We start from the raw sequence: 25382 nt of genomic DNA on the forward strand, positions 1-25382 counted from the left end.
GCTTACGATGCTTATTTTCTTTTTCTAATCACTGCTTTGCCATTTTCTTTCTCTTTTAAGCCGTTCTCCTTAGCTAATGGATCTGGTTTTTTGCTTTCATAAATGTGGGACATATGGTCTTTTCCGTTTCTTCTATTTTTTTGATTGTTTTTATGTTTACTGTTCTGACCGTCGTTTTTTTCCTTGTTATCTTTATCTTTCGATGGTTGTTCAAACCGTCTCCCCGGGTCGTTTGGAATATTAGCTGAAGAAGAGGATGGCAAGCCATCAGGCATAGATTTTTCTTTGGTTTTATTTGGATTATCTGTAGAGCCGGAATCTTGTTCCGCAGTCTCTTGCGTTCGAGGTAAGCCATACTCCAATCCCCGCTTCTCCACCTTGATCTGTGCCTGTACCTGAGGGTCTTCAAGTAAGCGAACCCGTTCTGAAGTGTCCTTTAATTTCTCGGGTTGTGTCACAGCTCCCGCCTTTTGGGCAGTTTGCCAAAGTGCATACTCTCCTAGAGTCAAGTCTCCTTGCTGCGCAAGCTCACACTCCTGAGAAGTCAAAGGGAACACTGCAACTTCTGGGGTAAATCCACTTTTTTTAACTGCCCCAGTAACCCATAAAGCGATCTGATTATCATTGATTTCTTGAGGCATTTGGCCTGCTGCTTTATCTGATAGCGGAGAATATCCTACCACAACCCATTGTTGCTCTGAGGTGAGAAATTTTTGATTGTAGGACTGGGTGATAATTTCTCCCAATACCTCATCAATTGGCTTTCCTGTCAGATTAACCTGGCTCAGCATACGCTTAGCATCATCGTTTTGCGTTTGAAACTTCAGGAGATGTCCCTGTGCGTCGATCGTAAATTGCAAACTCGGGTTAATATCGACGGATAACAAAGCCACCGCCGTCGGAGCCTGATATAAATTCCAGCCTAAAATGGCCGTTATGATTATAAGAAATAGTGCAGCTGCTCCTGCCCATAAGCGCAGCTCTCCAAAGCCAACTTTCCTTGTCGAAATCTCAATTTCTTCGCCGACTTCAGCATTTCGCCTCCTATAAATGTGGCGAAAGCTGCCGTCATTTCCTAAGACAGTGTAACGCAATCCGGATTTTTCCAAAACAACGGCTTTCATTTTACTCATCCTCTCCCCCCTTTCCCATTAGAGTACGTATTCTCTCAAATAAACATAGTCATGCTGATGCGCAATAAGTAAGGCAACGGCCAAGATATACTTTCGTCCCCGTTCCAAAACTTTTGGATGAATCTGAGTTTTCAAAGCTAAAGCCTGCATAGGGACTTTTCCAGTCCGTTCAGTATGTGCCCAAAGTTCTGCATCAGATGCCAATTCTCTGGCTGCTTTGAGAAGTGTCTCACGGGAATCCCGATGTTTTGGCGAAGCTGCAACTAAGTCCTGAAAGGTAAGCTTAACCGCCGCTAAAGCTTTGGTGAATTGCCGAATTTCCGCCACCCGTTCACCGGCTTGTTCTTTTTCTTTAAATTCATTCAAACTCAGATGAATTTCAACCTCTCGCCCAAAGCTCTCTTGGTCAAGGGAATTGGCCTGCTGCGATTTCTGTTTGCGATAGTAATCAATAAGCCGACGTTTAATCAAAATCCGTGCATAAGCTAAAAACGGCACCCCTTTATCTGCTATAAACCGGTCTATCGCTTCATTGAAAGCGATTAAGGCCTCTGACAATTCTTCATCTCTGCCCCATTCCAGAAACCGGAAACACACCTGGCTGGCCACATGACAAATAAACATTTGAGATTTGGCCAAGAAATCCTCTCGGATTTTTGAATCCTCTTTCAAATGCTGCCAGGTTAATTGGTCTTCCCATTCCGGCATGCCTTCCTCCTCCTACCTTTTTATACGCTGGAATTTCTATCTTTCAGGGGGCTTTTGCCCTAATCTCTGCAAATAGCTTCAATTATAAAAGAAATAAACTCTTTAACTTTCCTCTAACCTAAAAAATCCTTGTAACAATCTATTGAATTAATGAAGATCGAATAGATTCGGTAATTCGACATTTTATTGGCCATTTCCTTTTAAAACAACAGTATCGCCTCATGGAAATATCTTACATAGACAATTCTTTGGACTTGACTAGTTTTGTACACCATCTCAAAGCCACTTGAACACTCCCTATTCATCTTGATCTGAGCAGAAATAAGATATGAACAGCAATAAAATAACACATTAAATTTTTCACATCTATAGTTCTTTCTGCCCATTAGATAATTCATTTTAAGAATCCTTCAAATATAATTATTTAATTATTAATAGTAAAAAGCCCGGTATGCAGGGCTTCTTACTATTGTACCTATTTATTTTGGCGCTCCGATTTTCTCGAAAATAAATTTTATTTACTTCATAAACAATTTGTCCAACCTTTCGCTAAAACTAATGACTGTATGAGACGTTAATCGTTTCCCCAGGGCTACTCTATTAAATTAATTATGTTTTTAACTGTGTATCGGTTTTATTTCCTCAAGCTTTAGCGAAATCATTAGAAAAAGCCAATTGAATTTTTTATTGTGTAATCAGAAGCCATCATTGCATGTTCTCATGAACTGTAACTCCGTCTGGTCCAACTTGACTTTCATGTAGAAAGCTGGAAACACTTTCCCTTTGCATAAGGAAGCTTGTTTCTGAACCATCATCTGCTATGATTTATGTAGATAAGGGAGGGCAAGCATTGAAGTATACATCTGTTACAGTTGCTGAATTTATAAAACGGCCTAATAGATTTATTGCTCATGTGATGGTAGGCAATGAAGAAGAAATTGTTCATGTCAGAAATACGGGGCGGTGCAGAGAAATACTGCGAGAAGGAGCTGTGGTAGTCTTAGAAGCAGCCAAAAATAAGGAACGGAAAACAAAGTACTCAATAATAGCCGGATATAAAGGAGATACGCTAATCAACATTGATTCACAGATCCCCAATATGGTTGTCTATCAAGGAATTATAGAAGGAAACATCAAAGAATTTCATGACATTACAAAGCTGTCCAGAGAAACTGTTTACGGCAATTCCAGATTTGATTTGTACTTTGAAACTAAAGAACGAAAAGGATTTATAGAGGTAAAAGGAGTAACGCTGGAAACCGAAGGCATTGCCATGTTCCCGGATGCCCCAACTCAGAGGGGCTGTAAGCATATCTATGAAATGATCAAAGCTGTGGAAGAAGGATACGCCGGTTTCATTTCCTGATCCAACTGAAGGGAGTAAAGTATTTTACCCCCTTTGAGTTAAGGGACCCTGAATTTGCCAAGGCACTAAAATTTGCAAGTAAAAAAGGAGTGACAATCCTGGCCTATGATTCTGTAGTCCAGGAAGACGAAATAACTATAGGAACTCCAATAGAAGTCCGCTTTTAACATCGGACTGAATATTATTATAACTTCTTTGTATTGCAAAATTATTGTATATGGACTAATATGCCTGGCTTTAACAGCAACAATTTGGGGCGGAATTTACTTGGCTGGCCTTTTCTTGGTGAGCAAGCTTAATTTAAGGCCCATAATGTTATATCTTCTTAAGAGCCTTTCACTGTTCTAAAAACATAAGGTTACGGATATTTGAATCCGAATTCGAGACGTTCAATCGATTGATTATTAATGAATCTTATATTTAGAATCTAAGCCCCCAGATTGTTTTGTGCTTAAAAAATTATATAATAACTATATCTAGCAATTTATCCCAGAAAACTGCATATGTACTAAAACGTTTCAAGATTATGACGGGGAGGTAAAAACAAAATGATTGTAGAGGAGCAGTACAAGAAAAGATATAACTCAGGCGATACTCCCTGGGATATTGGCAAGCCCGACTTCAACCTTATTCAAACTATAGACACAATGGCTATCAAACCTTGCAAAGCACTGGACATTGGGTGCGGGTCCGGTAATAACTCAATCTGGCTTTCTCAAAATAATTTTGAGGTGACTGGTATTGATGCTTCGGAGATTGCCATACAAAAGGCGTTAGAGGAAGCTTCAAAAGCTGGTGTCAAATGTACTTTTGCGGTCAATGACTTCCTTAAAAACAAAGTCGCACAGGCCCCATTCGGCTTGGCCTTTGACAGGGGCTGTTTTCATTCCTTTAATTCAGATGAAGAACGGAAAGCGTTTGCTGAAAATGTAGCTTCCCATTTAGATAGGAATGGTCTGTGGCTGAGCATTATCGGTAATGCTGACGAGCAACGCAATATTCCAGGTCCACCGAGGCGTACTGCCAGAGATATTGTCATCTCCGTCGAACCTAATTTCGAAATCCTTTCACTCGTTTCAAGCCATTTCGGATCTAACCGTCCCAATCCCCCCAGAGCCTGGGTTTGCTTAATGCGTAAAAGAAACCTTGAATAATTCTACCGATCCTATCAACATGATTCTCGCAATTCGGAGGTGCCAATTATAATTGGCACCTCCGAATTATATAATAATAATTGCACAGTGGTAAGGTTCCTTGACATTGTCCTCAATTTTCTCATGGTTTACCAACCAACTTCTACTATAACGTTTCATAGGTATTCTTTAGTAATAAAGCATCCTTCTCCACTAGAGGCCCCTCCAAGATTACACATCCTTTGATGTCAAAATCTTTTATGGCTTTTAAACAGTCCACATACTTGAAATCACTGTCTAACAAGGGAAGATGGTTTTTCTCCCCTTTCTCATTATAATTTATCCCACCCATATGAATGTGTAAATCACTGAGAGCAGAACCTCCAAGCTCATCCTTAACATATTGCAGTATCTGGGCAAAATCATGATAGTCTTTTAAACACCCATTTCCTCTGGCATGAATATGAGAAAAGTCTATACATAACTTACAGGTATCAACTTCTTTACAAAGTAGCACTAACTCTTCAAGAGTCCCAAATTGGCTTACCTTCCCTGTCGTCTCCAGCCTATAATCAATTTCTTTGTAAGGAAGCTTCTGTAAGTTTTGTTTTATCGTTTTATAGGCTTCTTCTTTAGTGTCTTGCAGATAATAACCGGGATGAAATATCAAACTCCGGCCTTTAACCTTTGACAATCCTTCTATTGCTTTTATTATTCTTTCCCTCGACTGTTCCTGTTTATCAGATTGTTCTGCGTTTAGATTTATATAGTGTGAACCATGAGCCGACAGATAGAATTCATTGTCCAATTTAGCTTTTAATATAAGATCCTTATTTTTTTCCGTCACATTTACATTTCGCACAAAAAGGAGTTCCATTGCATCCAGGCCTATCGATTTTAAATATTTAATTCCCGAAGCATAGTCGATCTTTTTTAATCCGCTGCTTATTGGCAAGCCTGAAATTCCAAACAATAATTTATCCATGTTTCTATCCTTGTCTAAATATCTGGGCTCCTCTTGACCATCTACCCCTCAGCTTATATCTCCTAAATAAATTCTCCCTTCAAGTAAACCATCCTCTAAAATAAGGGATTTCAATATCTTGGGATAAAGTCTGTACTTACCCAGAGATTTCAATTCTACCCATTCTACGCCTATTTGCATCGTGTCCGGGACAATACCATTTCTTGCTTCAAATCCAGTATTCACAGAACAAATAAACATATATTCAATTTGATGTATTTCTGAGTCCTCAACGGAGAACTCGTGATTCTTGCCTATGTAGTCCCGCACATATCTTATATCCAGAACATCAACCTCCACTGATATTTCTTCGAGGCATTCCCGTTTCAACGCATCAACAATTGACTCGCCCGCTTCTTGTCCGCCACCCGGCAGCAAATAGAAAATTCCAAGTGAATCCTGATTTTTAGTAAGTAAGATTTTATTGTCTTTAATGATTATTGCTTTCGCAGAATTCCTAATTTGTCTCATTTTTATCCACCCCTTACGCAGATTACTCAGAAACTGGGCAGTTTTCTTAAGCGGCTGTCGTTATTGTAATGGCTGGCATATCCTCTGGAACGGAAAAGCATCAAACGCTCTTCTACAATGGTTTTCAAATTTAATGCAAGGCAAATTCAGTCTTGTCACATAGGATTAAGGAAATATGGCATACCAGCTAATGGATTTGCATAGGCGAATTTCCAAAGGTCTCGAATCACTTTCAGACTTTTCCCACCTGATAATATCTTTGGACAGATGGAAGAACTGTAACTGCTTGTATCATCAAGCCTAAGAAAACATAGAAGACGTGTATTCCCGCCATTTGTTTAATGAAAAAAGCCTCAATGGCTATCCAAATAATCAAAGCAAATCCTGTATAAAGAGAGTATGCCCACGACCAATGCATTTGGGAAAATAAATTCAGTCTATCAGCTGCTTTCCAATCCCATTTGGTGATAAGTGCATATGAAACAATTAAAGGTAACACACCGATTATTACAAAAAGAATAATTCCTGGTATCAAAAAATTGTTAAATGGAGAATTCTCCAGTAAGGTAATAGGCATCTTTATCAGCCCTCCACTGGGATCAATTATCAAAACCGTTCCACCAAAAACAGCTCCGATCCCCAAGATAAGGTGCAATGAAATAAGAATTAGACATGTAAATGGTTTCTTGCTTATTGAATTCGCCAAATTATCTCCCCGTTTCATAAAACCTTACATCGATTATTGCAATACCGCTACTGCCGACCTTGTCACTATCAGCCATCACGTCACATTCACAATTATTCCCTATCTCCTGCATAAAATAGTCAACTTGCGAAGTTTCCAGCCCCCACGACACTATTCTTCATGGTTCTTTACATAGAGCACATGTCTTCTTAATTTGTGACCCAATTCAACATTAGGGTTTTCAAATTCCTTCACATAGCTCATACCAATTCTTTTCATTACATTCATGGATCTTTCATTAAAAATAGAGGTGAATGAAACTATTCTCTTTAATCCTAATCTTTTAAATCCATAGTTGAGACACTCCCGGGCAGCCTCCTGTGCATATCCCTTGCCCCAGTAATTATAAGCTAACCGCCAACCCACTTCCACACATGGAGTGAAATCAGTCTGAAAACGCGGGATTGATAGCCCAACAAACCCAATAAATTCTTTCGTGGCTTTTATTTCAGTTGCCCAAAGGCCAAATCCATTATCAACTATGTGTGTATTTATTTTCTGTACCATTTCCAAAGTCTCTTCTTCAGACAGCAACTTCGGGAAAAACTCCATCACTTTAGGATCTCTATTCATTTCGGCAAATTTAGCCGTATCCGAATCCGTCCAGTTACGCAGTCCAAGTCTTGTTGTCTCAATGATATACATAAAAACCTCCGCTACCTAAATTTTTACTTCAACAAAGCATCACTGATATTCAATAGTTTTGTCGCAAATTTTTTCCGCAAATTGATTAGCTTTAAGTAGTAGTATTTCGATTAAACAATTTGATCTTCCGAATAATAGATATTTAAGGAAATATTGTGTATCAGTTATTCCGCTTCCTTACTAAGTATACAAAGCTCCCAAACTGTGCCTTTTCTTGATGGGCAATGAACTCTATAAATAGACCTGTCATCAGCCTCCCATGAGGGGAAACCTAAAGTTACTCTCCATATATACCAATCTAAAACATGCAACAAGGCCGCACATACCCCATTAGGCTTATGATAGGGATTTTTATACAAAAATTCATCCCCAAGGCTGTGATGGCATAAACCAGTTTTCTCTATCATTTTTATTTGAATAGGTCCTAGCCTACTCCACATTTCTTTATATTCCTTATCAGTCATATTTTTCTTGTCCATGTAATTCATTCCGTTCACTCTCCTATTCCTAAAAAGATTATACCCCGGTAAGTTCTAGATGGTTTTTTAAGTGCAAAAAGCCATCTTTACCATATACTTCCTCAAGTATATCATAAAAGATGGCTTCAATAATATTCAGGAACTTTTTTAGTCATTTGAATACTTACCGCTTGTAAATATCACTCACAAGCAACTGATATAGCTGCATATTCTGTTTTCTCGTGCGGTCGAGCTGTTCAACTTCACGCGGAATATTCATATTTGCGTAAGCATGGAAATAAAATACTACTTTATTGGTTATTATTGGTTCACTAAGAGTTACCTTTAGTGAACCATCAAATTTTGCCGGAGTCATTTAAGAAAACTCCAATCAGTACAAAAAAGAAGATACGATACAGATCTTCTGCTTTCTAATCTATGTTTATTTAGTCACCCAACAATCCCTACACCATTTTCAATTCTAATCCTCGTGCCAAATTCCACTGATAGTTCGCGCATCTCTGCAAGAATTCGTTCACCATCTTCTGCTGATGCGCATCCCGGAGACCCTTTTCTAGAACGATGACGATTAAAACCGAGTGAGACAGGATAAATAACTATATTTTGAACATTACCATCAATTACATCGAAAGAAGCGATAATAGACTCAAAGAACTTAGGATTGGTTTCACCAAGTATCCCACCTGATGCAATTCGATAGTCATACCCATCTGCTGTACATTGGTCAGAACTTAGATTACCAAACTTTTCATAGAACTCCGTAGGCGCCTTTTCAATCAACTCACATTGATAAAAAAAGTCACCAAGTCCATGAAAAATTGGGCGTTCCTTATAAATTTCAATTCCTCTTAAGACATGCGGACCATGACCTATATAGGCATGTGCACCCTCATCAATACACATATGAGCAAATTCACGTTGGAAATCGGCTAATTGTTCCTTGGCACTTCCTTTCATTTCATGTGAATGACAACTGACTAAAACAATATCTGCCTGGCGCTGGGCCTCTTTAATGGATTTTCTAATCCTCTTTTCATCCATTTCATCCAGCTTCGTATAGGTTCCGGGTTCACCAATTTCAAAGAGTTGATCCCCAAATTTAAAAATTTCTTCAGCTTGATTGGTAATTCGCTTGTTTATTTCTGTTTGCCCAGCAATTAACTTTAAACAATTTAATTCCTCTTCCCTGACTCTGTGTACAGTCATAAAACCAAGAGCATTTATTCCGGGTCTTCCAATAAAATCTCGTCGTTGTTCACCAGCGGGATGCCAATCACGAAAACTGGTATTAACCGCGATGAGGGCTACTCGGCCCTTAGAGGTTTCTAGATACTTAGGCCGACTTGCATCCGATAAATTTTTTCCGATACCAGCATAGACAATGCCTTCCCGGTCTAAATTTTCCATCGTTTTAAGAAGTCCTTGATGGGACCAATCTAAACTATGATTATTTGGCGCTCCCATCAAGTTGAACCCCAACCATCCTAAATCCGCCAATACAGACGGAGGTGCAGCAATCCAATCCCCTCCACTGTGCCTTGAAGGGTAAATATCGTCTTCATAATTATGAATTGAACTCTCTAAATTTGTAAATCGAACATCCGACTTGAGCAGAAGATCGCGAATAGCCAATAGTTTTGGATCATCCTTTGGCAAGCGAGTGATAGTAAGTGAATCTCCCGTCACTGAAACGGATAACTTCATGTTCATATTAATTAATTCTCCAATTTCTCAAAGCGTATAATTTGACCCCCTTCTTCATGAACCGTTCTGCCGAAATCAGCCAGTTGATCATTGCCATCAATAATAGTGAGAAAGTGGTTGCCAGCAATATTTCCATTCGGACAAGCTAGTACACATCCTCCCCAAGGAATAAAGATTTCTCCGCCCATTTGAAGATGTGGTACTCCACCTGGATACATCATAACTTCACCTTTAGAAGGTCGGCTCGACGCGTTTTCAAAAGGTACCGAGTGCCCTAGATCTTTTAGGCGAATAAAGCTCGCTTGCCCGCTCCAAGAAACATGGATAATTGTTTCTTGATAGGGAAGTAAGTTAAGAAACCATTCACAGGTTTTTGGAGATTTTTCCTCTTCTAAACGTGCAATAAATGTGAACTTCCCAGATGTAATTTTAATTTTTGTCATTTCAATTCCTCCATTTTTTTGCTTTAAGCTTTAGGGCTCTAATAAAATCAGAACATGCAATAATTATGCCAACCTTGTTAATTCAACGAAGTCTTCTTTACAAAAACGGCTACAAAAGCTGCCAGAACCAGACTGATTATAATCGCGAAGAACGTAGCGCTGTAATAACCCTTATTGACCTGAATCAGATAACCTAAAAGAAAAGGAGAAAATAATCCTGCTAATTGACCCGCTGTATTAACGAGTCCAGACGTCGATGCAATAATATGCCTGGGCAGCCCGTCAAATTGCATTCCTCCATATGAACCAAACGCTATAAACATAAATATTGCTGCCATACATTGGTAAATAATTGTTAATACATTCGTTTTGGCACTAAACATTAAATACATCGAAGCTGCTGCGAGTATAGCCGTTGGAATGAAGACCCATTTTCTTCTGCCCGTAAAATGATCGGAAAGATATCCACCGAAAATCATAGAAACCGTTCCTAAAAGATACGGTAAGGAACCTAAAATGCTGGTTTTAATTAACGAAAAACCTCTTTCCTTCATCAAATAAGAAGGAATCCAGGTTGTATAGCCCCAGTAGGTAAAATCAAAGAAAAACCATATTAACGCTAATTGCCATAGAATAGGTTTCGTCAGAAACTCTTTATAGGAAATTTGTGAGGATTTTGCCCTTGAACATTTAGGCAAATCCTCATCAAGTTCCATAAGTTCCGCTCTCGTTATTCTTGGGTTATCCTGAGGATCGTCTTTAAACCTAAACCATAAATAACTTGCTACAAGAAACATTGGAATACCCAGAACGATAAAAGTAATACGCCAACCATGAATCCCAATGATCGCGGCAGCCAACAGGGTCGACAATGCTGGTGCTAAACTATTTACCGAACCGCATATCGCATTAGCTGTAGCATACTTACTTCGCGGGAAGTACGTTGCCATCACTTTCATTTGTGAACCAGAGGATATTGACCCTCCAGCACCTAATAGAAATCGTGAGATTACTAGCATGGGATAAGTGTATGCCATTCCGGTTAAGGGAATAAAGAGCGCTGCCCATGCAGCCGATAAAGTCATTACTTTACGTGGGCCGATTTTATCGGTAATTAATCCACCGGGAATTTGAAACAGGGTTACACCTAAAAAGCTAAAACTAATGAGAAATCCTTGTGCCGCCTCATTAATATTAAACTCCCTGCCAATTAAGGGCAAGGATACATTCAGTATCATACGATCCATTAAATTAAAAAGCGAACAAAGTGTAAGAATCGTTAAAACCGAATATCGCGCTTTCCATAAAGGCGCACTTATCGGACACTGTATCAAACGGTCAATCAGTATGCCCCCTTTCCAGTAACCATCAATGACTCAAACCGGGATGGCAAGTTTCAGGATGGTTTGATATAACACATTGGCTCCATCCGAACAATCCTCTATGGAACTCCATTCCTTCGGGCTATGACTAATGCCATCTCTAGAACGTATAAAGATCATGCCCATTTGACAGAAATCTGCAAAACTGCCCGAATCATGTCCAGCCCCACTTGGAAGTTCGAAAACAGGGATGCCTAATGTTTCACAAGCCCCACTAATCACAATTTTCATGTCTGCATCGCATAACTTAGGTACACTATCTTTATTAAAAACTTTAAATTCCAATTCAACCTTACGTCGGTTGCAAATTTCTTTTGCCTGCAAATATATGGCATCAAGAACTGCGTCTCGGATAGCCGACGTTTGATCTCTAACATCGATACTAAATTCAACTTGCCCCGGAATGATATTTACTCCCCCGGGATGGGCATTGATTTTCCCTACAGTGGCTACCGCAGTTCCTGTTTTAGCAGCCTCTGTTTCGACCACTTGAATGATTTCTGCAGCAGCGACTAGGGGGTCTCTACGTAAATTCATTGGGGTTGCTCCGGCGTGACCAGCCTCTCCTTTGATCGCAAACCGCCCCCGTGACTGACAACAAATACCCGTTACAATACCAACTGAAAGATTTCTACTTTCGAGAACTTTTCCTTGCTCAATGTGTAACTCCACATGAGCCTTTGCGTATCCTGGAGGGAGTACTGCCTCATAAACTCGTTCTGGATCAATTCCTATATCTCTTAAGGCCTGACCAATGGAGATTCCCTCTCTGTCAGTATGGTCAAATATATCTGGCCGTCTTATCTCCATTAAACATCTTGCACTTGAATAGCCGGTAGAAAAGCGCGTCCCTTCTTCATCTCTGTATGCATAAACCTCAATCGGATGTAGCGTTACGATTCCTTGTTCATTCATCGTTTGAAGCACTTCGATACCTCCAAGGATACCCAGCCGTCCATCAAACATACCCCCATTATATACAGTATCAATATGCGACCCTGTCATGACCACAGGAGCTTGTGGGTTTAGCCCTTCTTTTCGGCCAATCAAATTTCCCGCCGCATCCATGCGCACGTCTAACCCTGCTTGTCGCATATAGCTAGCAACTAAGTTCATTGCTTCTTTCTCTTCTCGTGACAGGGCGACACACGTGACACCACCAGTCTCGTTTTTTCCTATTTGACCGAGTTCTTGAATACGATTATAGAGTCTTTCTTTATTAATCATCGTTTTTACCTCATAACTTTCAATTCACATATTCTGAGCGACAAAGATAATTCCTTGGCTTCTCGTCAGCGGAAAATGACAAGCCAAGAAATGATCCTCTTCATTTCCCATGAATTTTGGCTCTTCTAGCTTACATTTTTCGAATTACTTCCCACCTTTCAAAGCGGACATCCCAAAATCCATCTAACTTTTGAACTTTAGCTACTTATCTGAAGTTTTATGCAATTACCATGCCAGCCTAGACATTAAGCCAGAAGCGCTATACCGTAATAAAGTGATCTAAGCAAGATCTTGACTTTTAAGGGATGGTCAGCTATTATTTGGGCAATACTCGGTTATCTATTGGTTAGCTATTAATCACCATTAAAAGATAATAACCACTTCTGCTCTTACACAGAAATGGTTAATACTTAAATTATAAAAAAACCGAAGAAACCATAGGAGGTGGAGCAGAATGATGAGATTAGTGCTTATATCGGGTACCGAATCAACCCGCATTATGTTATTACAGCAGCTAAAAGAACTGTTACCAGAAGATATCCATATCGCAAGTTTCTCGATCGAATTAGGCATTAAAGAAAAATTCAATAATTCGATTGTTCTTTTTACAACTAGAAATGTATATAACCAAGCTGCGGGCTTTATTGATGACACTTGTAAAGCCATCGTGGCTCGTAGAACGTTGAATTTTTCCTACCTGGACAAACTTTACTCCATTCAAGATAATAGTAAAATTCTACTGGTAAATGACACCTATGGCTCAGCTTTAGAAGTGATAGAACTGTTTAAGCAAACAGGATTTAGTAACTTTTTATACACACCTTATTATCCAAATTGTGACCTGAAGTCTTTAGATTTTGATTATGTCCTAACTCCTGGAGAATTAGCTCTCTGTCCTCATGACATAGCTCCTATAATCAATATAGGAGGTAGGATTTTAGATATTACAAGCATTGTCGAACTTTTACACGCACTTGGTTTACTTGACGAACGGGCACATCTTGTTTCTGCCAAATACATTAAACAAATTATTTCTCAAGGTTGGGAACTCCACAATCAAACTCAAGATATTAGAAACATCAATGAATTCCTCTTTAAAGTGATCGACAGTGTTGATGATGGATTACTTTCGTATGACAATCAAGGATTAGTAAACCTAATTAATACGAATGCTTCGAAGGTCCTTAATATTCAATCCGGAAAACAATTGAAAACTTCATTGTTAATTCCCCACGAAGTTCAGAACTTTTTTCTAAATGAAACCATCGTCAATCAAATCTTTAGCATTTCTCACGCGGAATACCTATTTAATAAGTGGTATATTGATTCCACTAAATCTTATATTTGTACCATTAAAAATGTTCGAGAGCGAATTAATATTGAAAATCGCTTACGTAAAGAACTTAAAAAACAAGGATACTTTGCAAAGCATTCTTTTGAAAGTATTATACATAAATCACCAGAGATAAAGACAACGCTAGAAAAAAGCAAAAAATTAGCGGCAAGCGATTATAACATCTTAATTCTTGGCGAAAGCGGTACTGGAAAAGAACTCTTTGCTAGTGCGATTCATAACTATTCCCAACGCAGCTGCGGACCGTACCTAGCCGTTAATTTCTCCGCTCTGCCAGAAGAATTGATCGAGAGCGAACTTTTTGGTTACGAAGAAGGTGCTTTTACGGGCGCAAAAAAAGGTGGGAAAATTGGATTGTTCGAATTGGCTAATGGGGGAACTATTTTTCTCGATGAAATCGGAGATATCCCTCCAAAAATTCAACTTAGCCTTCTTCGCGTACTTCAAGAAAAGGAAATTCTCAAGGTCGGGGGAAACACTATAATCCCTGTTGATGTCCGTGTGATTGCAGCCACTAACAAAGATTTACTAAATCAAGTTGAAAAATCACTCTTCCGTGAGGATTTATATTATCGCCTGAAGAAACTCTATATTAACTTACCTCCTTTGCGGGAGCGCAAAGAAGATATAATCCCGTTATTTCAGCATTTTATTCAGGTCAAAAGTAGAAATAGTTATAAGATTTCTCCCGAAGTTGAAAAGATTCTACAGAACTACGGTTGGCCTGGAAATGTGCGCGAATTAGAGAATACTTCGGAATATATTTTGGCAATTTGCGATGAAGATATGATTATGCCCTATCATCTACCCGATGATATATGCGAAAGTAAAACTATCAATCTTCAATTAGATGAGCAAGAAAACTTCCTCCTTCAGGTTATCTATGACCATAATCAACGAAGAATAACAATTGGAAGAAAAAAGCTCTCCGAGCTTTCATTCACTGAAGGCCTTAACTTATCTGAACAACAGGTCAGAACTAGGATTGATAAGTTAGCAGCAAAAGGTTATATTAGGAAAATTCGCGGTAATCGAGGGCTTGAGTTGACAAATAAAGGAGAAGAGTTGACCAAAATTTCCTTATTGCAGGATACTAATACAAATGGCTGCTCCTGTATTATTTCTCCTTTAAAGCTATGATTGCATTTAAATTCTAGTATCTTTCGGTAATTTACCAACCTGGTAGTATACAACATTACCTGTTGTAATACAATTCCTGTCGTCCTCCGATTCTTTATCGGGCATTTTTCAGGTTCCTCTCAATCGCTTACTTATGTAGTTAAACCAAATACTTGTTATTTCATATATTCCTTCGCAGGATTTATGCCAATCTAATGTTGTAGATTTAAAAAGAACCATCCATGTCAATTGACAGTGATGGTTCTATCGTTTCTCGCATCCTTAATTAAGAAATTTATGAGACATGTTCGCTAAATTCACCCTCGTTAAAACTTAGTTCGGCAATTTGACCAGTTAAGACATCCCTTGCGCGATCTAAATCAAGTAAGCCTTCCCAACGAGCAACTATGAAAGTGGCTACAGAGTACCCCATAATGTTGACAAAGGTACGAATTTTACCCATAAATTGGTCAGGTCCAAACATAAGGGTTACAGCCACCGCAGGTATCATACCGGTAGCTGAGGCACTAGCTGTTAAGGCTACGTACGCTGAACCAGGTATTCCTGCCATACCTTTTGAAGTTAACATGAGAATTCCAACCAATGTCACTTGCTGTGTAAGGTTCATATTAATATTCAATGCCTGGGCAAGAAATACGACCGAAAGTGACAAATAAAGCGTAGCGCCATCCAAATTAAAGGTGTAACCCGTTGGTACTACCAAGCCAACAACAGAACTATGACAGCCTGCATGCTCGAATTTAGCCATTAATCGCGGCATTATGACTTCTGATGAACCGGTCGCAGCAGCAATGATAATTTCTTCTTTAATATATCGAATTAGCTGCCAAAGTCCTATCCCTCCAAAAACTCTTACTATAATGTGGAGTATAATGAGGAATATGAAAGAGGCCAAAACCATAGCAAAAATTAGCCTACCAAAAGAAATCAGCATTGCCGTTCCATACAGTCCAATACTATAAGCCATTGCGGCAAAGGTAACTGGTACAGAAAGCTTCATGATGAAACCGATAATTTTAAAGATTACTTCATTAAAATGTTCAATAACGTTTATAATAAGGTCGGCCCGTTCTTTTTTTATTTTCAAAAGTGCAAAACCAAACAGCAATGAAAATAGTAAGACCTGTAATAATTCATTATTCGCAAATGCACCGACGATACTATCGGGAATCATATGAAGAATGAATTGCGCTGTAGAGGGAATCTGAGCACCTTTCGTCTGCGCTAATAGGTCCTTCTCACTTAACTTAGTAGGATCGATATTCAACCCCATTCCAGGATGATAAATATTAGCGACTAGCATCCCTATAACCAAGGCTATTGACGTAACGACCTCGAAATAAAGAATGGTCTTTCCACCAATACGTCCGACTTTTTTGATATCCCCTACTTTAGCAATGCCGACCACAACGACTCCAAAAACTACTGGGGCAATAACCATCTTGATTAATTTAATAAACCCGTCTACGAAAGGTTTTAGTGGCGAGCCAATTGCCGGCCATAACCATCCTACAATAATTCCAAGGACCATTGCTGTAACAATTTGAAAAAACATGCCTTTATAAAAAGGTTGTTTAACTACTTTTGCTTTTTTAACATCGTCTTTTCCTAGCATATTTAGTTCCTCCCTTATTAAAAAGAATTAGCTATGAAATTTGTCGAAATCTTATAACTGGAGTTTTTTTAACTTTAACGCTATTCCTTAATAAGTGTTCTCCAATTGGGATAAAAGTCGCCTGGCCACTCCAACGCGCTTGAATCATTTTTGCTTTATACGGTAGGAGTTTGAGGAACCATTCAGATGTTTTTGGAGCGTTCTTTTCTTCCAACTTTTGCAATAAAGACAAATTTACCGGATGTGACTTTAATGAGTGTCATAATGCTAGATCCTCCAAAGGTTTTTGACTTTACGTTAGCATCTTAATTCGAAACCTTTTAACCATTTCATTGCGTCATAAAATCCCCCCATGTCTCATTTTGTCAAAATAAGTTAGTGATGATGTAATAGGCTATTTGCAATTACCGTGCCAGTTCAGTTAGTTGTTTAAAAAAATAAGTAATTTCTGAATAGCCCTAGTAGATTGAGAATTTCCCTACTAAAAGAAAATCAATCAAACATTTAGCATCATTTATATGAATGTAAAATGTAGTTCAATTTGCCTAGATTCTTTATTCGGTTATAAAATGGGTCCTAATGGTTAATATACTTTTAACCATTAGGACCCAAATCCAAGCCTGCAGTAAATTTAATGCAGCATGCCAATCTCTTAAATAATAAACGTGCTGTTTTTTCTATGCACAGTTGATTTAATAGCGGTATGCTCTTATAGCGTGTCATGTATATTTGTTTATCTCCCTGAGACTAATCGCTAATTCGGCACAGAAATATTTAGTTAAGCAAACCAACTTCCATTAATAATGTCTTTTGCATCACGTGTGAGAGGAATTACGTCGCTCTGGTCAATATAATTTACATTGAATTTTCGGTTTAGCGCAGCAAAATGTTGCAAACCAAAAGAAACACGTTTCAAATAAGAGTATGCACCTATGGCTCCGGTAGAGAACTGATTTGAAACATCACCATATAGACCCTTCAACTCCGATAATTCAATAAAGAGGTCTTCTTTGGTCTCACCATATCTTTTTAAATGAGGAGGTACCTGGCGATTTGCCTCAAGCATCTTCCCAATCTTTTCACCAACCATTGCTGCAGCCATGGTAGCACGACAAAGGCCCACAGCCGTAATATAAGGTGCGCCAATAGCCAGGGCTTTATATACTTGGTCTTCCGTAGTAAACCCACCCGTAATGCTAATTGCCGGAATGGTCCTGCCTTCCCCCTCCAACCTTTTACAGATAGATACCAAAGCGCTTTCTATGCAAATCGCTGGCAAACCCCATTCGTTCATCATCTTATTAGGGCTATAACCAGACCCTCCACCAGCACCGTCAAAGGTAACCATATCCACATCTGCTGCCATAGCCATCTTTAGCACCCGCTCCAAATCAGCACGATCAAAACCTGCCATTTTAAAATAAACATTTTTTAGCCCCATGGTACGTAACCTTTCAATACGAGGAAGCAAATTTTCCTCTGTCCACATAGGTAATCGGTTATAACTCCAGAAATTTGAACAGGATTTTTTTCTATAAGCTTCCTGGACAGCTGAATCACTGGGGTCGGGATGAACAATTAGCCCTTGTGCTTGCTTTTCCAATGCTTCTTTAAGCGACTTAATTCGGACAGCTGGCTGGGTACCTTTAGCCGATTGTCCGAATTTGAATTCAATGGCTGTGGCACCGCATTCTTTTAGTGCATATTCCGGTAGACCAGCCGCGTCATCCTCAGTATTGCATTGGAGAACGATTTGACCATAACCTCTGTCATATTTCCGGAATGAATTTAGTATCTCATTCAACATAGGGAAATAAGTAATCTTGCCATTATTATCATATTGCAATGCTGAATCTTTACTGGGAGATCCTTCTCCAATTACGCAAATATTGCACCAAATACCCTCCCGTTAATATTAAAGTGGGAAAAATCAATGGGCATATTTTTTTCAGAAGCTATTTGATTATTTCCAGTATTGGTAGGGTATACGGCAGCAGCGCCTAACACGGCGGATAAACCTATTTCACAAGGGCCTACGCAATCTGCTGTGCAAAATGAACACATGCCGGAACCAGGCGTAATGCGATTGCTGCGCATTTTAGTATCATTAAAAGCAGATTCAAGATTTGGACTGTAAGACATCATCGTTCATCCTTTCTTTAATCCCGCTGTTCTCCAGCTTAGCAACACTAGGTTCTGGGAGGGACAACTTTTCCATTTGTGCTAAACTTTGTTCGTGTTCTCTCAAGACTATTTCAAAATAGGTACCCGCCTCTCCCAGAATCACCATTAAATTATTGAAGACCTGCTGAGTCTGCCACTCTATATCATCCTGATCGATTTCTCCTGTCTGGATTTACTAGTAGGTGTCCTGTGGTAAAGATAAAATCCTCTACCTCAATCGCCTGGAAATATGGCCTGACCGTAACAACCGCTTTAGTCGTTAAAATTTCTTTCATAACAAGAACCTCCTTTTAGCATATTTATTGCAAACTTTATGCCAACATAGTTATAAATTACGACAAATTTAAAAATAACTCATACATACCTTGGAATATGTAAAGAAAATGGCATACCTAATTTGATGTCCTTAGGTATGCCATTTCATTTGTAGATTGTATTTTTCACCTTAAAACAGAACCAGTTATTAAAACATCCCTAGTAGACCTAATACACAAACTTAATTGTAAAAACGCATACTTAATTTGGTAAGAACAAACTCATTTTTTAAAGTACAAACTTTATTGAAAATACAACTACTGTCGCATGACAATAAAGTTGGTAACTAATTCAGGTTGGAAGCCCTTAATTTATGAGACGAATTGCTAATTAGCTTTACAATAAAGTTAGTAACTTTTGACTCATTCTTACAAAAAAATACTTTAATTTTTACAATAAACTTGGCAATAAGCGCTGTATCCCTTGATATAGACGGAAAGGACGAAGATTTTACCTTCGTCCTTTAACTATATAAGTTACCAACTTTATTGTGTCACTACAAACAACTTACCTAACCAAAATTCTTTACTCCACCGTCACGCTCTTCGCCAAATTCCTCGGCTTATCCACGTCACACCCTCTGGCAACGGATACATAATAAGCCAGAAGTTGAAGGGGAATGACGGTGAGGAGTGGGGCCAGTTCGTCTCTTGTCTCGGGAACGTAGATCACCTGATCCACAGACTTAGCCAGGCTGGTGTTGCCTTTATAAGTCAAGCCAAAGACTTTGGCATCCCGTGCTTTAACTTCTTTGATATTGGAAACAGTCTTATCAAAGACGTCCCGTTGGGTTGCCAGAGCTAAGACAGGGGTCTGTTCCGTAACGAGGGCCAGGGTCCCGTGTTTAAGCTCCCCAGCGGCATAGGCTTCGGCATGGATGTAGGAAATCTCCTTCATCTTCAGCGCTCCTTCCATAGCTACGGCCCAGTCCAAGGAACGGCCTAAGAAGAAAGTATCTTCTACGTCGACAAACGACTTAGCCAAGTCACGAAGAATGCTTTCCTGATCGAGGATTTCTTGTACCTGAGCAGGTACCTTTTTCAGGTCGCCAATGATTTCCCTGATCTTGGCGGAGGACAATGTCCTTTTGACTTGGGCCAGATACAATCCGAGTAATACCATGCCTTCCAGTTGAGTGGTATAGGCTTTCGTTGAGGCCACGGCAATTTCCGGACCCGCCCAGGTAAAGATCACATCATGGGCTTCCCGGGAGACAGTGCTGCCCACCACATTAGTTACGGCAATGACACGTGCTCCACGGTTTTTAGCTTCCCGCAGAGCCGCTAAGGTATCGGCGGTCTCACCGGATTGACTTACAACCACCACAAGGGTGTGTTCATCTATGAGCGGTGAGCGATAACGAAACTCAGAGGCAATATCTACCTCAACCGGGAGATGAGCCCAACGTTCAATCAACGTCTTTCCGACTAACCCGGCATGCCAAGCTGTCCCACAGGCGACGATATAGACTTTGTTAATTTGCGCAAGCTCTTCCGGCGTCAAATCTACTTCCTGAAGAACAACCCTTTCCTCTTCCAAGCGACCGAGCATTGTATCTCTCAAAGCGCGGGGCTGCTCGTGAATTTCTTTAAGCATGAAGTGCTCATAACCGCCTTTTTCGGCTGCTACAGCATCCCATTTGACATCCATAATTTCTTTGACACGAGGATTTCCGGCAAAGTCTGAAATATTAACTCCAGCTTCCGTGAGCACAACCATTTCCCCATCGTCAAGAATATACACCTTACGAGTATGGTTTAAGATGGCCGTAATATCACTTGCTACAAAAAATTCTCCGGTTCCAAGACCCACTACCATCGGACTGTCTTTACGGGCGGCCACCAGCTTATCCGGATCTTTGCGGCTGAGTACAACAATGGCAAAGGAACCGTGAATCACTTCCAATACTTTCCGGACAGCTGCTTCCAGATCTCCTGCGTAAGCATCTTCAACGAGATGCGCTAAAACTTCAGTGTCTGTTTCCGAAGCAAAATGATGTCCTTTTTCCAGGAGCTGATCTTTTAATTCCAGATAATTTTCTATGATGCCATTGTGCACGACTACAAAGTCTTGTCCGCAATCCCCGTGGGGATGCGCATTAACTTGGGAAGGCCGGCCATGAGTGGCCCAACGTGTATGCCCGATGCCAATGCAAGATTGGGAAAAGTTCTCCCCGATCTCTTCCTCCAAAGCAACCAGCTTGCCTACGCTTTTAGACACGGATATCCCTTCAGTATCCAATACAGCTACCCCAGCCGAGTCATATCCCCGATATTCTAATTTCTTTAAACCTTCCACCAAAATCGGAATAGCCACTTGTTTCCCTATATATCCAACAATACCACACATAGTTTCTTAACTCCTCTCAATCTTCAACATTGTCTAATTATCTTCTATCCATTCTCAAGCTCGATTTGAAGTAATCTCTTTAACTGTTCAAGCCCTAAAGGTTTCCCTTTCTAAGCAACATCTGATTTCAAATCTCTAAACACTGAATTCAAGGCATCACAAAAAGTCGTCCCGACCGGACGACTTCGTTGCTTCAGCTTCTGGGTATTGCACTTAAAAGGGGGAAGGAAAACTTGGCCGCTGCTCAAGGCATTGTCTTTGCATTTATCAGCCTTAGTGTGCACAACCACCCACTGACCTAATTATACTGCTGAGGGCATCCAACAAGGTTATGCTCTCCAAAAGTATAAAAAGGCAGACTATCCCCTTATCTTGTTCACTTACCCTTTGTCCCGGAAATTACTCCCCGGCTTTATGTAAGCGTAACGGTAACAAGCCCACCGAGAGGGACCCGCCGAATCCTTCGATAACCCTCTTCCTCGTCAACCTCAGGCGGAAACCCGTCTAAGGTCCTGGCGCTTCAACTATTCTGAAACAACGCAATATTAGGTTTGAACCCGCAGCAATTTCTAACTTCCCTTATTTTTCTTTTCTCAAGCACCACCTCTTTCAGATCGTAACCCGGCTCAACTTCTTTGGAGCGAGTTTCGGCCTTAAATTGCGCAAACAGGTTCATGCACTGAAACTTGATACGTATCTTTTATCACAAAGCTCCGTAAACTATCCTCTATCCTAAAGCATTTGGATACTATTAAACTATGCATTTAGGTGAGCACCTGTTCCAGCACATGAACCATTATACGCTAAAACTGAAAATTATCCAATGGTATCTTTATGCATCCTGCTGATTAATTATGTCGATGATGCTTTGGGCTAATTGCGTTAACTTATCCTGGTCAGGTCCTTCCACCATCACCCGAATCAAAGGCTCTGTTCCTGAGGGGCGAACCAAGACACGGCCTCGTTCACCCAAGGCATCTTCAGCTTCCTTAACCTTCGCCAGCACTCTTTCATCAGCCATAAGCCGTTCTTTATTTTTAACCCGGGCATTAAGGAGCACTTGAGGCAAACGCTGCATTTGAGAAGCAAGCTGAGAAAGCGGGGCTTGCCGCTCCTTGACCACAGTCAGCAAATGAAGGGCAGTTAGAAGTCCATCCCCCGTAGTGTTGTGATCCAAGAAAATAATATGCCCGGACTGTTCTCCGCCTAGTTTTGCTCCTGTTTTCAGCAGCTCTTCCATGACATAGCGGTCCCCCACTTGAGTCTCATAAACAGTAATTCCTGCTTCTTTGAGAGCAATGTGCAGCCCTAAATTGCTCATAACCGTTACAACTACGGCGTTTTCCGCTAGGTTCCCTTTCTCTTTCTGGGCCAAAGCGCAAATCACCATAATGAAGTCGCCATCCAGGATATTTCCAAGTTCATCTACGACGATCAGGCGGTCGGCATCACCGTCATTAGCCAGTCCTAAATCTGCGTCATGCTCCAAAACCGCACGCTGCAACTGTTCCGGATGGGTCGAGCCACAACCCGCATTAATATTTATCCCATCCGGTGTGTTAAAAATCGGGATAACCTCTACTCCAAATTCCCGCAGCACAGCAGGTCCGACATAGGATGCCGCACCATTAGCGCAATCTAAAACCACTTTAAGCCCGTCAAGACGTCCTATAGATTCTTTAAGAAAGTCTATATACCGTCGTCCGGCATCACCGACCTCAATCACCCGTCCGATTTCCCCGCCGATGGGAACTTCCCAAGGTTTTTCTTCACTTAAGACGATACTTTCAATTTCATCCTCGATAGCATCCGGCAGTTTAAATCCCGTAGCATCAAAAAACTTTATCCCATTGTCCTGAACCGGGTTATGAGATGCTGAGATAACAACACCCGCACTGACATCCAGGGTTCTCGTTAAATAAGCAATTCCTGGTGTCGGCAAAACACCGACGCGCAAAACATCCGCTCCCACAGAACAAATTCCGGAGATTAAGGCCGCCTCCAGCATATCCCCTGAAATCCGGGTATCCTTGCCTATTACAATTCGAGGGTGTGGATGCTCCTTGCTTAAAACATACGCACCTGCTTGCCCAAGACGAAAAGCAAGGTTCGGTGTCAACTGACTATTGGCCACGCCGCGTACCCCATCGGTTCCAAAGAGTCGCCCCAAGTCTTTTCTCTCCCTTTTTCTCTAAATTTAATTTAAGTCGTTTTTTAAATTTAACCTGGCACCATGTGCCCCTATAATTATAAACTTACAGACAAAATGTCAATACTTCTCAACTACTGATTTTTAATTCTTCACCCATGATTTTACGTCTGAAGAAGTCTTTTTGACACTCTCTTATTCTACTCTACCTTGGCGTATTGCGCCATAAGCTGCTCGGCCATTCTTAAGCCGTCTACAGCCGCACTGGTAATCCCTCCGGCATACCCAGCGCCTTCACCTGCCGGGAACAGCCCTGCCAGGCTTAAAGACTCCCCCCGTTCATTGCGCGGGATGCGAAGAGGAGAACTTGTCCTCGTTTCGACCCCTGTCAAAGTCGCTTTACTCCCGGCAAACCCTTTAATCCTGCCGTTAAAAACCTGCAAAGCTCTTACCAGTACTTCTCCTACCTGTCGCGGGAGAACGTCATGGAGATTGCAGGACACAACACCCGGGGTATAACTCGCGGGCAAATCTAAATGGCCGGATACCTTGCCCTCCAGAAAATCGGGAACACGCTGTACCGGGGCGCGATAAGCCCCTCCCCCGGCCGCAAATGCTTTCCGTTCCCATGTTCTTTGAAACTCCAGGCCTGCTAAAGGATGAGCCGTTGGAAAATCCTCCGCGCCCACCGTCACAACGATAGCACTGTTGGCAAAAGCCGTGTCCCGGGCAAATTCGCTCATTCCGTTAGTGACAACTCCTCCTTCTTCCGAGGCTGCAGCCACAACCTTTCCTCCCGGGCACATACAAAAAGCATAAGCCCCCCGACCCGTCTGTATGTCTTTGTACGTCAATTGATAATCTGCCGGCCCGAGCAAAGGATGTTCCTCAACACCGTATTGAGACAAATTGATAAGTGACTGCGGGTGCTCCACACGCAGCCCGACGGCAAAGCCCTTTCTTTCTAAACTAATGTTCTGAGCAAATAAAAACTCATAAACATCCCGGGCGCTGTGCCCGACAGCCAAAACTACAGCTTCCGCGGGAATTTCTTCCTGACCATTAACCGTGACACATTGTATCTGACCGCTTGAGGACGCTTTTAACCCTGTGACTTTAGCGCGAAAACGAATTTCTCCACCCAAGGATTGGATTTCCTGGCGAATTCCCCTGACCACTTCTTTGAGGATGTCCGTGCCAATGTGAGGTTTGGCCAAAAACAAAATCTCAGGTGATGCTCCGTGCTTCACAAAGGTTTCTAAAACTTCGCTAATCCGCCGGTCTTGAATGCGGGTCGTTAGTTTACCGTCTGAAAACGTTCCTGCCCCGCCTTCTCCGAACTGAACGTTGCTCTCGCTATCCAACAGCCCCGTCTGCCAAAACCCTTGAACTTTGCGCGTGCGTTCCTCCACTGAGTCACCCCGCTCCAGGACCAACGGCGCATATCCTCTCCGGGCTAAAGCAAGGGCAGCAAAATACCCCGCAGGACCGGAACCTACCACGATGGGACGATGTTTTAAAGTCCTGCCGGGTTGCGGCCAAACTATGGGAACCTCTTGCACAGCTTCTTTGAGTCCGGGAATTCTTGACAAGAGGCGATATCCTTCTTTATGAGAGATTTCCAGGGAAAATCTCAGGGTATAAACAAAAATAAGATGAGGTTTTTTGCGAGCATCCAGCGATCGGCGCAAGAAACGAAGACCCTGAATCATTGCTTCAGGGACCTTCAACTTGCGGGCCATCATAGCTCTCAAAAAGCCATCATCTTCCACCGGAATTCTAAGATCTGTCCATATTAAGTCCACTCTGACTGTTC

The 25382-nt window shown here is 41.0% G+C and carries 21 protein-coding genes and 1 pseudogene; 3 read left to right on the forward strand and 19 right to left on the reverse strand.

Annotated elements, in window-relative coordinates; all coding sequences use genetic code 11:
- Positions 1-11: 11 nt before the first annotated feature.
- Positions 12-1124, reverse strand: coding sequence for an anti-sigma factor domain-containing protein (locus tag REC12_RS03395; protein WP_308892402.1), 1113 nt, complete (start codon positions 1122-1124; stop codon positions 12-14).
- 27 nt (positions 1125-1151) lie between these two features.
- Positions 1152-1841 (reverse strand): RNA polymerase sigma-I factor, encoded by a 690-nt coding sequence (gene sigI / locus REC12_RS03400; protein ID WP_308892406.1) that lies wholly within the window; start codon positions 1839-1841, stop codon positions 1152-1154.
- An 850-nt stretch (positions 1842-2691) separates the two neighbouring features.
- On the opposite strand from sigI, the pseudogene sfsA reads away from it, so the two are divergent.
- Together sfsA and REC12_RS03410 are read left to right on the forward strand one after the other, a co-directional pair.
- Positions 2692-3374 (forward strand): annotated as a pseudogene (gene sfsA, locus REC12_RS03405) (DNA/RNA nuclease SfsA).
- 381 nt (positions 3375-3755) lie between these two features.
- The gene (locus REC12_RS03410) at positions 3756-4361 is read left to right on the forward strand and encodes a class I SAM-dependent methyltransferase (protein ID WP_374214163.1); all 606 of its coding nucleotides are present in this window, start codon (positions 3756-3758) and stop codon (positions 4359-4361) included.
- Between the two features lie 145 nt (positions 4362-4506).
- On the opposite strand, the gene REC12_RS03415 is transcribed toward REC12_RS03410, so the two are convergent.
- The 9 genes from REC12_RS03415 to REC12_RS03455 form a co-directional block, all read right to left on the reverse strand.
- Complete coding sequence (locus tag REC12_RS03415; protein ID WP_308892407.1) at positions 4507-5325, reverse strand: TIM barrel protein; 819 nt, start codon at positions 5323-5325, stop codon at positions 4507-4509.
- Positions 5326-5373: 48 nt separating this feature from the next.
- Complete coding sequence (locus REC12_RS03420) at positions 5374-5835, reverse strand: NUDIX domain-containing protein (RefSeq protein ID WP_308892408.1); 462 nt, start codon at positions 5833-5835, stop codon at positions 5374-5376.
- A gap of 232 nt (positions 5836-6067) precedes the next feature.
- On the reverse strand, positions 6068-6412 hold the full coding sequence (locus REC12_RS03425) for a hypothetical protein (RefSeq protein ID WP_308892409.1): 345 nt from the start codon (positions 6410-6412) through the stop codon (positions 6068-6070).
- Between the two features lie 279 nt (positions 6413-6691).
- Positions 6692-7225 carry a GNAT family N-acetyltransferase gene (locus tag REC12_RS03430; RefSeq protein WP_308892410.1) on the reverse strand — a complete coding sequence of 178 codons (534 nt, stop codon included), beginning with the start codon at positions 7223-7225 and terminating at the stop codon, positions 6692-6694.
- 164 nt (positions 7226-7389) lie between these two features.
- Positions 7390-7713, reverse strand: a complete 324-nt coding sequence (locus tag REC12_RS03435; RefSeq protein WP_308892411.1) for a hypothetical protein — start codon at positions 7711-7713, stop codon at positions 7390-7392.
- A 420-nt stretch (positions 7714-8133) separates the two neighbouring features.
- Positions 8134-9414: a CapA family protein gene (locus tag REC12_RS03440; protein WP_308892412.1), complete on the reverse strand. Its 1281-nt coding sequence runs from the start codon at positions 9412-9414 to the stop codon at positions 8134-8136.
- A gap of 5 nt (positions 9415-9419) precedes the next feature.
- Positions 9420-9851, reverse strand: a complete 432-nt coding sequence (locus tag REC12_RS03445; RefSeq protein ID WP_308892413.1) for a DUF3830 family protein — start codon at positions 9849-9851, stop codon at positions 9420-9422.
- Positions 9852-9928: 77 nt separating this feature from the next.
- The gene (locus tag REC12_RS03450) at positions 9929-11185 is read right to left on the reverse strand and encodes an MFS transporter (protein WP_308892414.1); all 1257 of its coding nucleotides are present in this window, start codon (positions 11183-11185) and stop codon (positions 9929-9931) included.
- 42 nt (positions 11186-11227) lie between these two features.
- On the reverse strand, positions 11228-12460 hold the full coding sequence (locus REC12_RS03455) for a Zn-dependent hydrolase (protein WP_308892415.1): 1233 nt from the start codon (positions 12458-12460) through the stop codon (positions 11228-11230).
- A 454-nt stretch (positions 12461-12914) separates the two neighbouring features.
- Between REC12_RS03455 and REC12_RS03460 the strand changes: the two genes are divergently transcribed.
- Complete coding sequence (locus REC12_RS03460) at positions 12915-14954, forward strand: sigma 54-interacting transcriptional regulator (protein WP_308892416.1); 2040 nt, start codon at positions 12915-12917, stop codon at positions 14952-14954.
- A gap of 274 nt (positions 14955-15228) precedes the next feature.
- On the opposite strand, the gene REC12_RS03465 is transcribed toward REC12_RS03460, so the two are convergent.
- The 8 genes from REC12_RS03465 to REC12_RS03500 form a co-directional block, all read right to left on the reverse strand.
- Positions 15229-16569, reverse strand: coding sequence for a cation:dicarboxylate symporter family transporter (locus tag REC12_RS03465; RefSeq protein WP_308892417.1), 1341 nt, complete (start codon positions 16567-16569; stop codon positions 15229-15231).
- Positions 16570-16600: 31 nt separating this feature from the next.
- A complete protein-coding gene (locus REC12_RS03470) occupies positions 16601-16801 on the reverse strand; it encodes a DUF3830 family protein (RefSeq protein ID WP_308892418.1) in 201 nt (66 codons plus the stop codon).
- 546 nt (positions 16802-17347) lie between these two features.
- A complete protein-coding gene (locus REC12_RS03475; RefSeq protein ID WP_308892419.1) occupies positions 17348-18415 on the reverse strand; it encodes a glutamate synthase-related protein in 1068 nt (355 codons plus the stop codon).
- Between the two features lie 32 nt (positions 18416-18447).
- Positions 18448-18714, reverse strand: a complete 267-nt coding sequence (locus tag REC12_RS03480; protein ID WP_308892420.1) for a hypothetical protein — start codon at positions 18712-18714, stop codon at positions 18448-18450.
- Positions 18715-18896: 182 nt separating this feature from the next.
- Positions 18897-19028, reverse strand: a complete 132-nt coding sequence (locus tag REC12_RS03485; protein WP_308892421.1) for a hypothetical protein — start codon at positions 19026-19028, stop codon at positions 18897-18899.
- Between the two features lie 565 nt (positions 19029-19593).
- Positions 19594-21417, reverse strand: coding sequence for a glutamine--fructose-6-phosphate transaminase (isomerizing) (gene glmS, locus REC12_RS03490; protein WP_308892422.1), 1824 nt, complete (start codon positions 21415-21417; stop codon positions 19594-19596).
- 832 nt (positions 21418-22249) lie between these two features.
- A complete protein-coding gene (gene glmM / locus REC12_RS03495) occupies positions 22250-23587 on the reverse strand; it encodes a phosphoglucosamine mutase (RefSeq protein ID WP_308892423.1) in 1338 nt (445 codons plus the stop codon).
- 179 nt (positions 23588-23766) lie between these two features.
- Entirely contained in the window at positions 23767-25371 is a 1605-nt protein-coding gene (locus REC12_RS03500; protein ID WP_308892424.1) for an NAD(P)/FAD-dependent oxidoreductase, read from the reverse strand.
- Between the last annotated feature and the right edge of the window lie 11 nt (positions 25372-25382).

It is taken from the genome of Candidatus Desulfosporosinus nitrosoreducens (genome assembly GCF_030954495.1).
GTDB lineage: Bacteria > Bacillota > Desulfitobacteriia > Desulfitobacteriales > Desulfitobacteriaceae > Desulfosporosinus > Desulfosporosinus nitrosoreducens.

What these genes read in the sequence shown, in the direction of transcription:
- REC12_RS03395 (WP_308892402.1), bottom strand. Translation starts at nt 1,124, where the DNA reads ATGAAAGCCGTTGTTTTGGAAAAATCCGGATTGCGTTACACTGTCTTA.
- sigI (WP_308892406.1), bottom strand. Translation starts at nt 1,841, where the DNA reads ATGCCGGAATGGGAAGACCAATTAACCTGGCAGCATTTGAAAGAGGAT.
- REC12_RS03410 (WP_374214163.1), top strand. Translation starts at nt 3,756, where the DNA reads ATGATTGTAGAGGAGCAGTACAAGAAAAGATATAACTCAGGCGATACT.
- REC12_RS03415 (WP_308892407.1), bottom strand. Translation starts at nt 5,325, where the DNA reads ATGGATAAATTATTGTTTGGAATTTCAGGCTTGCCAATAAGCAGCGGA.
- REC12_RS03420 (WP_308892408.1), bottom strand. Translation starts at nt 5,835, where the DNA reads ATGAGACAAATTAGGAATTCTGCGAAAGCAATAATCATTAAAGACAAT.
- REC12_RS03425 (WP_308892409.1), bottom strand. Translation starts at nt 6,412, where the DNA reads ATGCCTATTACCTTACTGGAGAATTCTCCATTTAACAATTTTTTGATA.
- REC12_RS03430 (WP_308892410.1), bottom strand. Translation starts at nt 7,225, where the DNA reads ATGTATATCATTGAGACAACAAGACTTGGACTGCGTAACTGGACGGAT.
- REC12_RS03435 (WP_308892411.1), bottom strand. Translation starts at nt 7,713, where the DNA reads ATGAATTACATGGACAAGAAAAATATGACTGATAAGGAATATAAAGAA.
- REC12_RS03440 (WP_308892412.1), bottom strand. Translation starts at nt 9,414, where the DNA reads ATGAACATGAAGTTATCCGTTTCAGTGACGGGAGATTCACTTACTATC.
- REC12_RS03445 (WP_308892413.1), bottom strand. Translation starts at nt 9,851, where the DNA reads ATGACAAAAATTAAAATTACATCTGGGAAGTTCACATTTATTGCACGT.
- REC12_RS03455 (WP_308892415.1), bottom strand. Translation starts at nt 12,460, where the DNA reads ATGATTAATAAAGAAAGACTCTATAATCGTATTCAAGAACTCGGTCAA.
- REC12_RS03460 (WP_308892416.1), top strand. Translation starts at nt 12,915, where the DNA reads ATGATGAGATTAGTGCTTATATCGGGTACCGAATCAACCCGCATTATG.
- REC12_RS03465 (WP_308892417.1), bottom strand. Translation starts at nt 16,569, where the DNA reads ATGCTAGGAAAAGACGATGTTAAAAAAGCAAAAGTAGTTAAACAACCT.
- REC12_RS03480 (WP_308892420.1), bottom strand. Translation starts at nt 18,714, where the DNA reads ATGATGTCTTACAGTCCAAATCTTGAATCTGCTTTTAATGATACTAAA.
- REC12_RS03485 (WP_308892421.1), bottom strand. Translation starts at nt 19,028, where the DNA reads ATGAAAGAAATTTTAACGACTAAAGCGGTTGTTACGGTCAGGCCATAT.
- glmS (WP_308892422.1), bottom strand. Translation starts at nt 21,417, where the DNA reads ATGTGTGGTATTGTTGGATATATAGGGAAACAAGTGGCTATTCCGATT.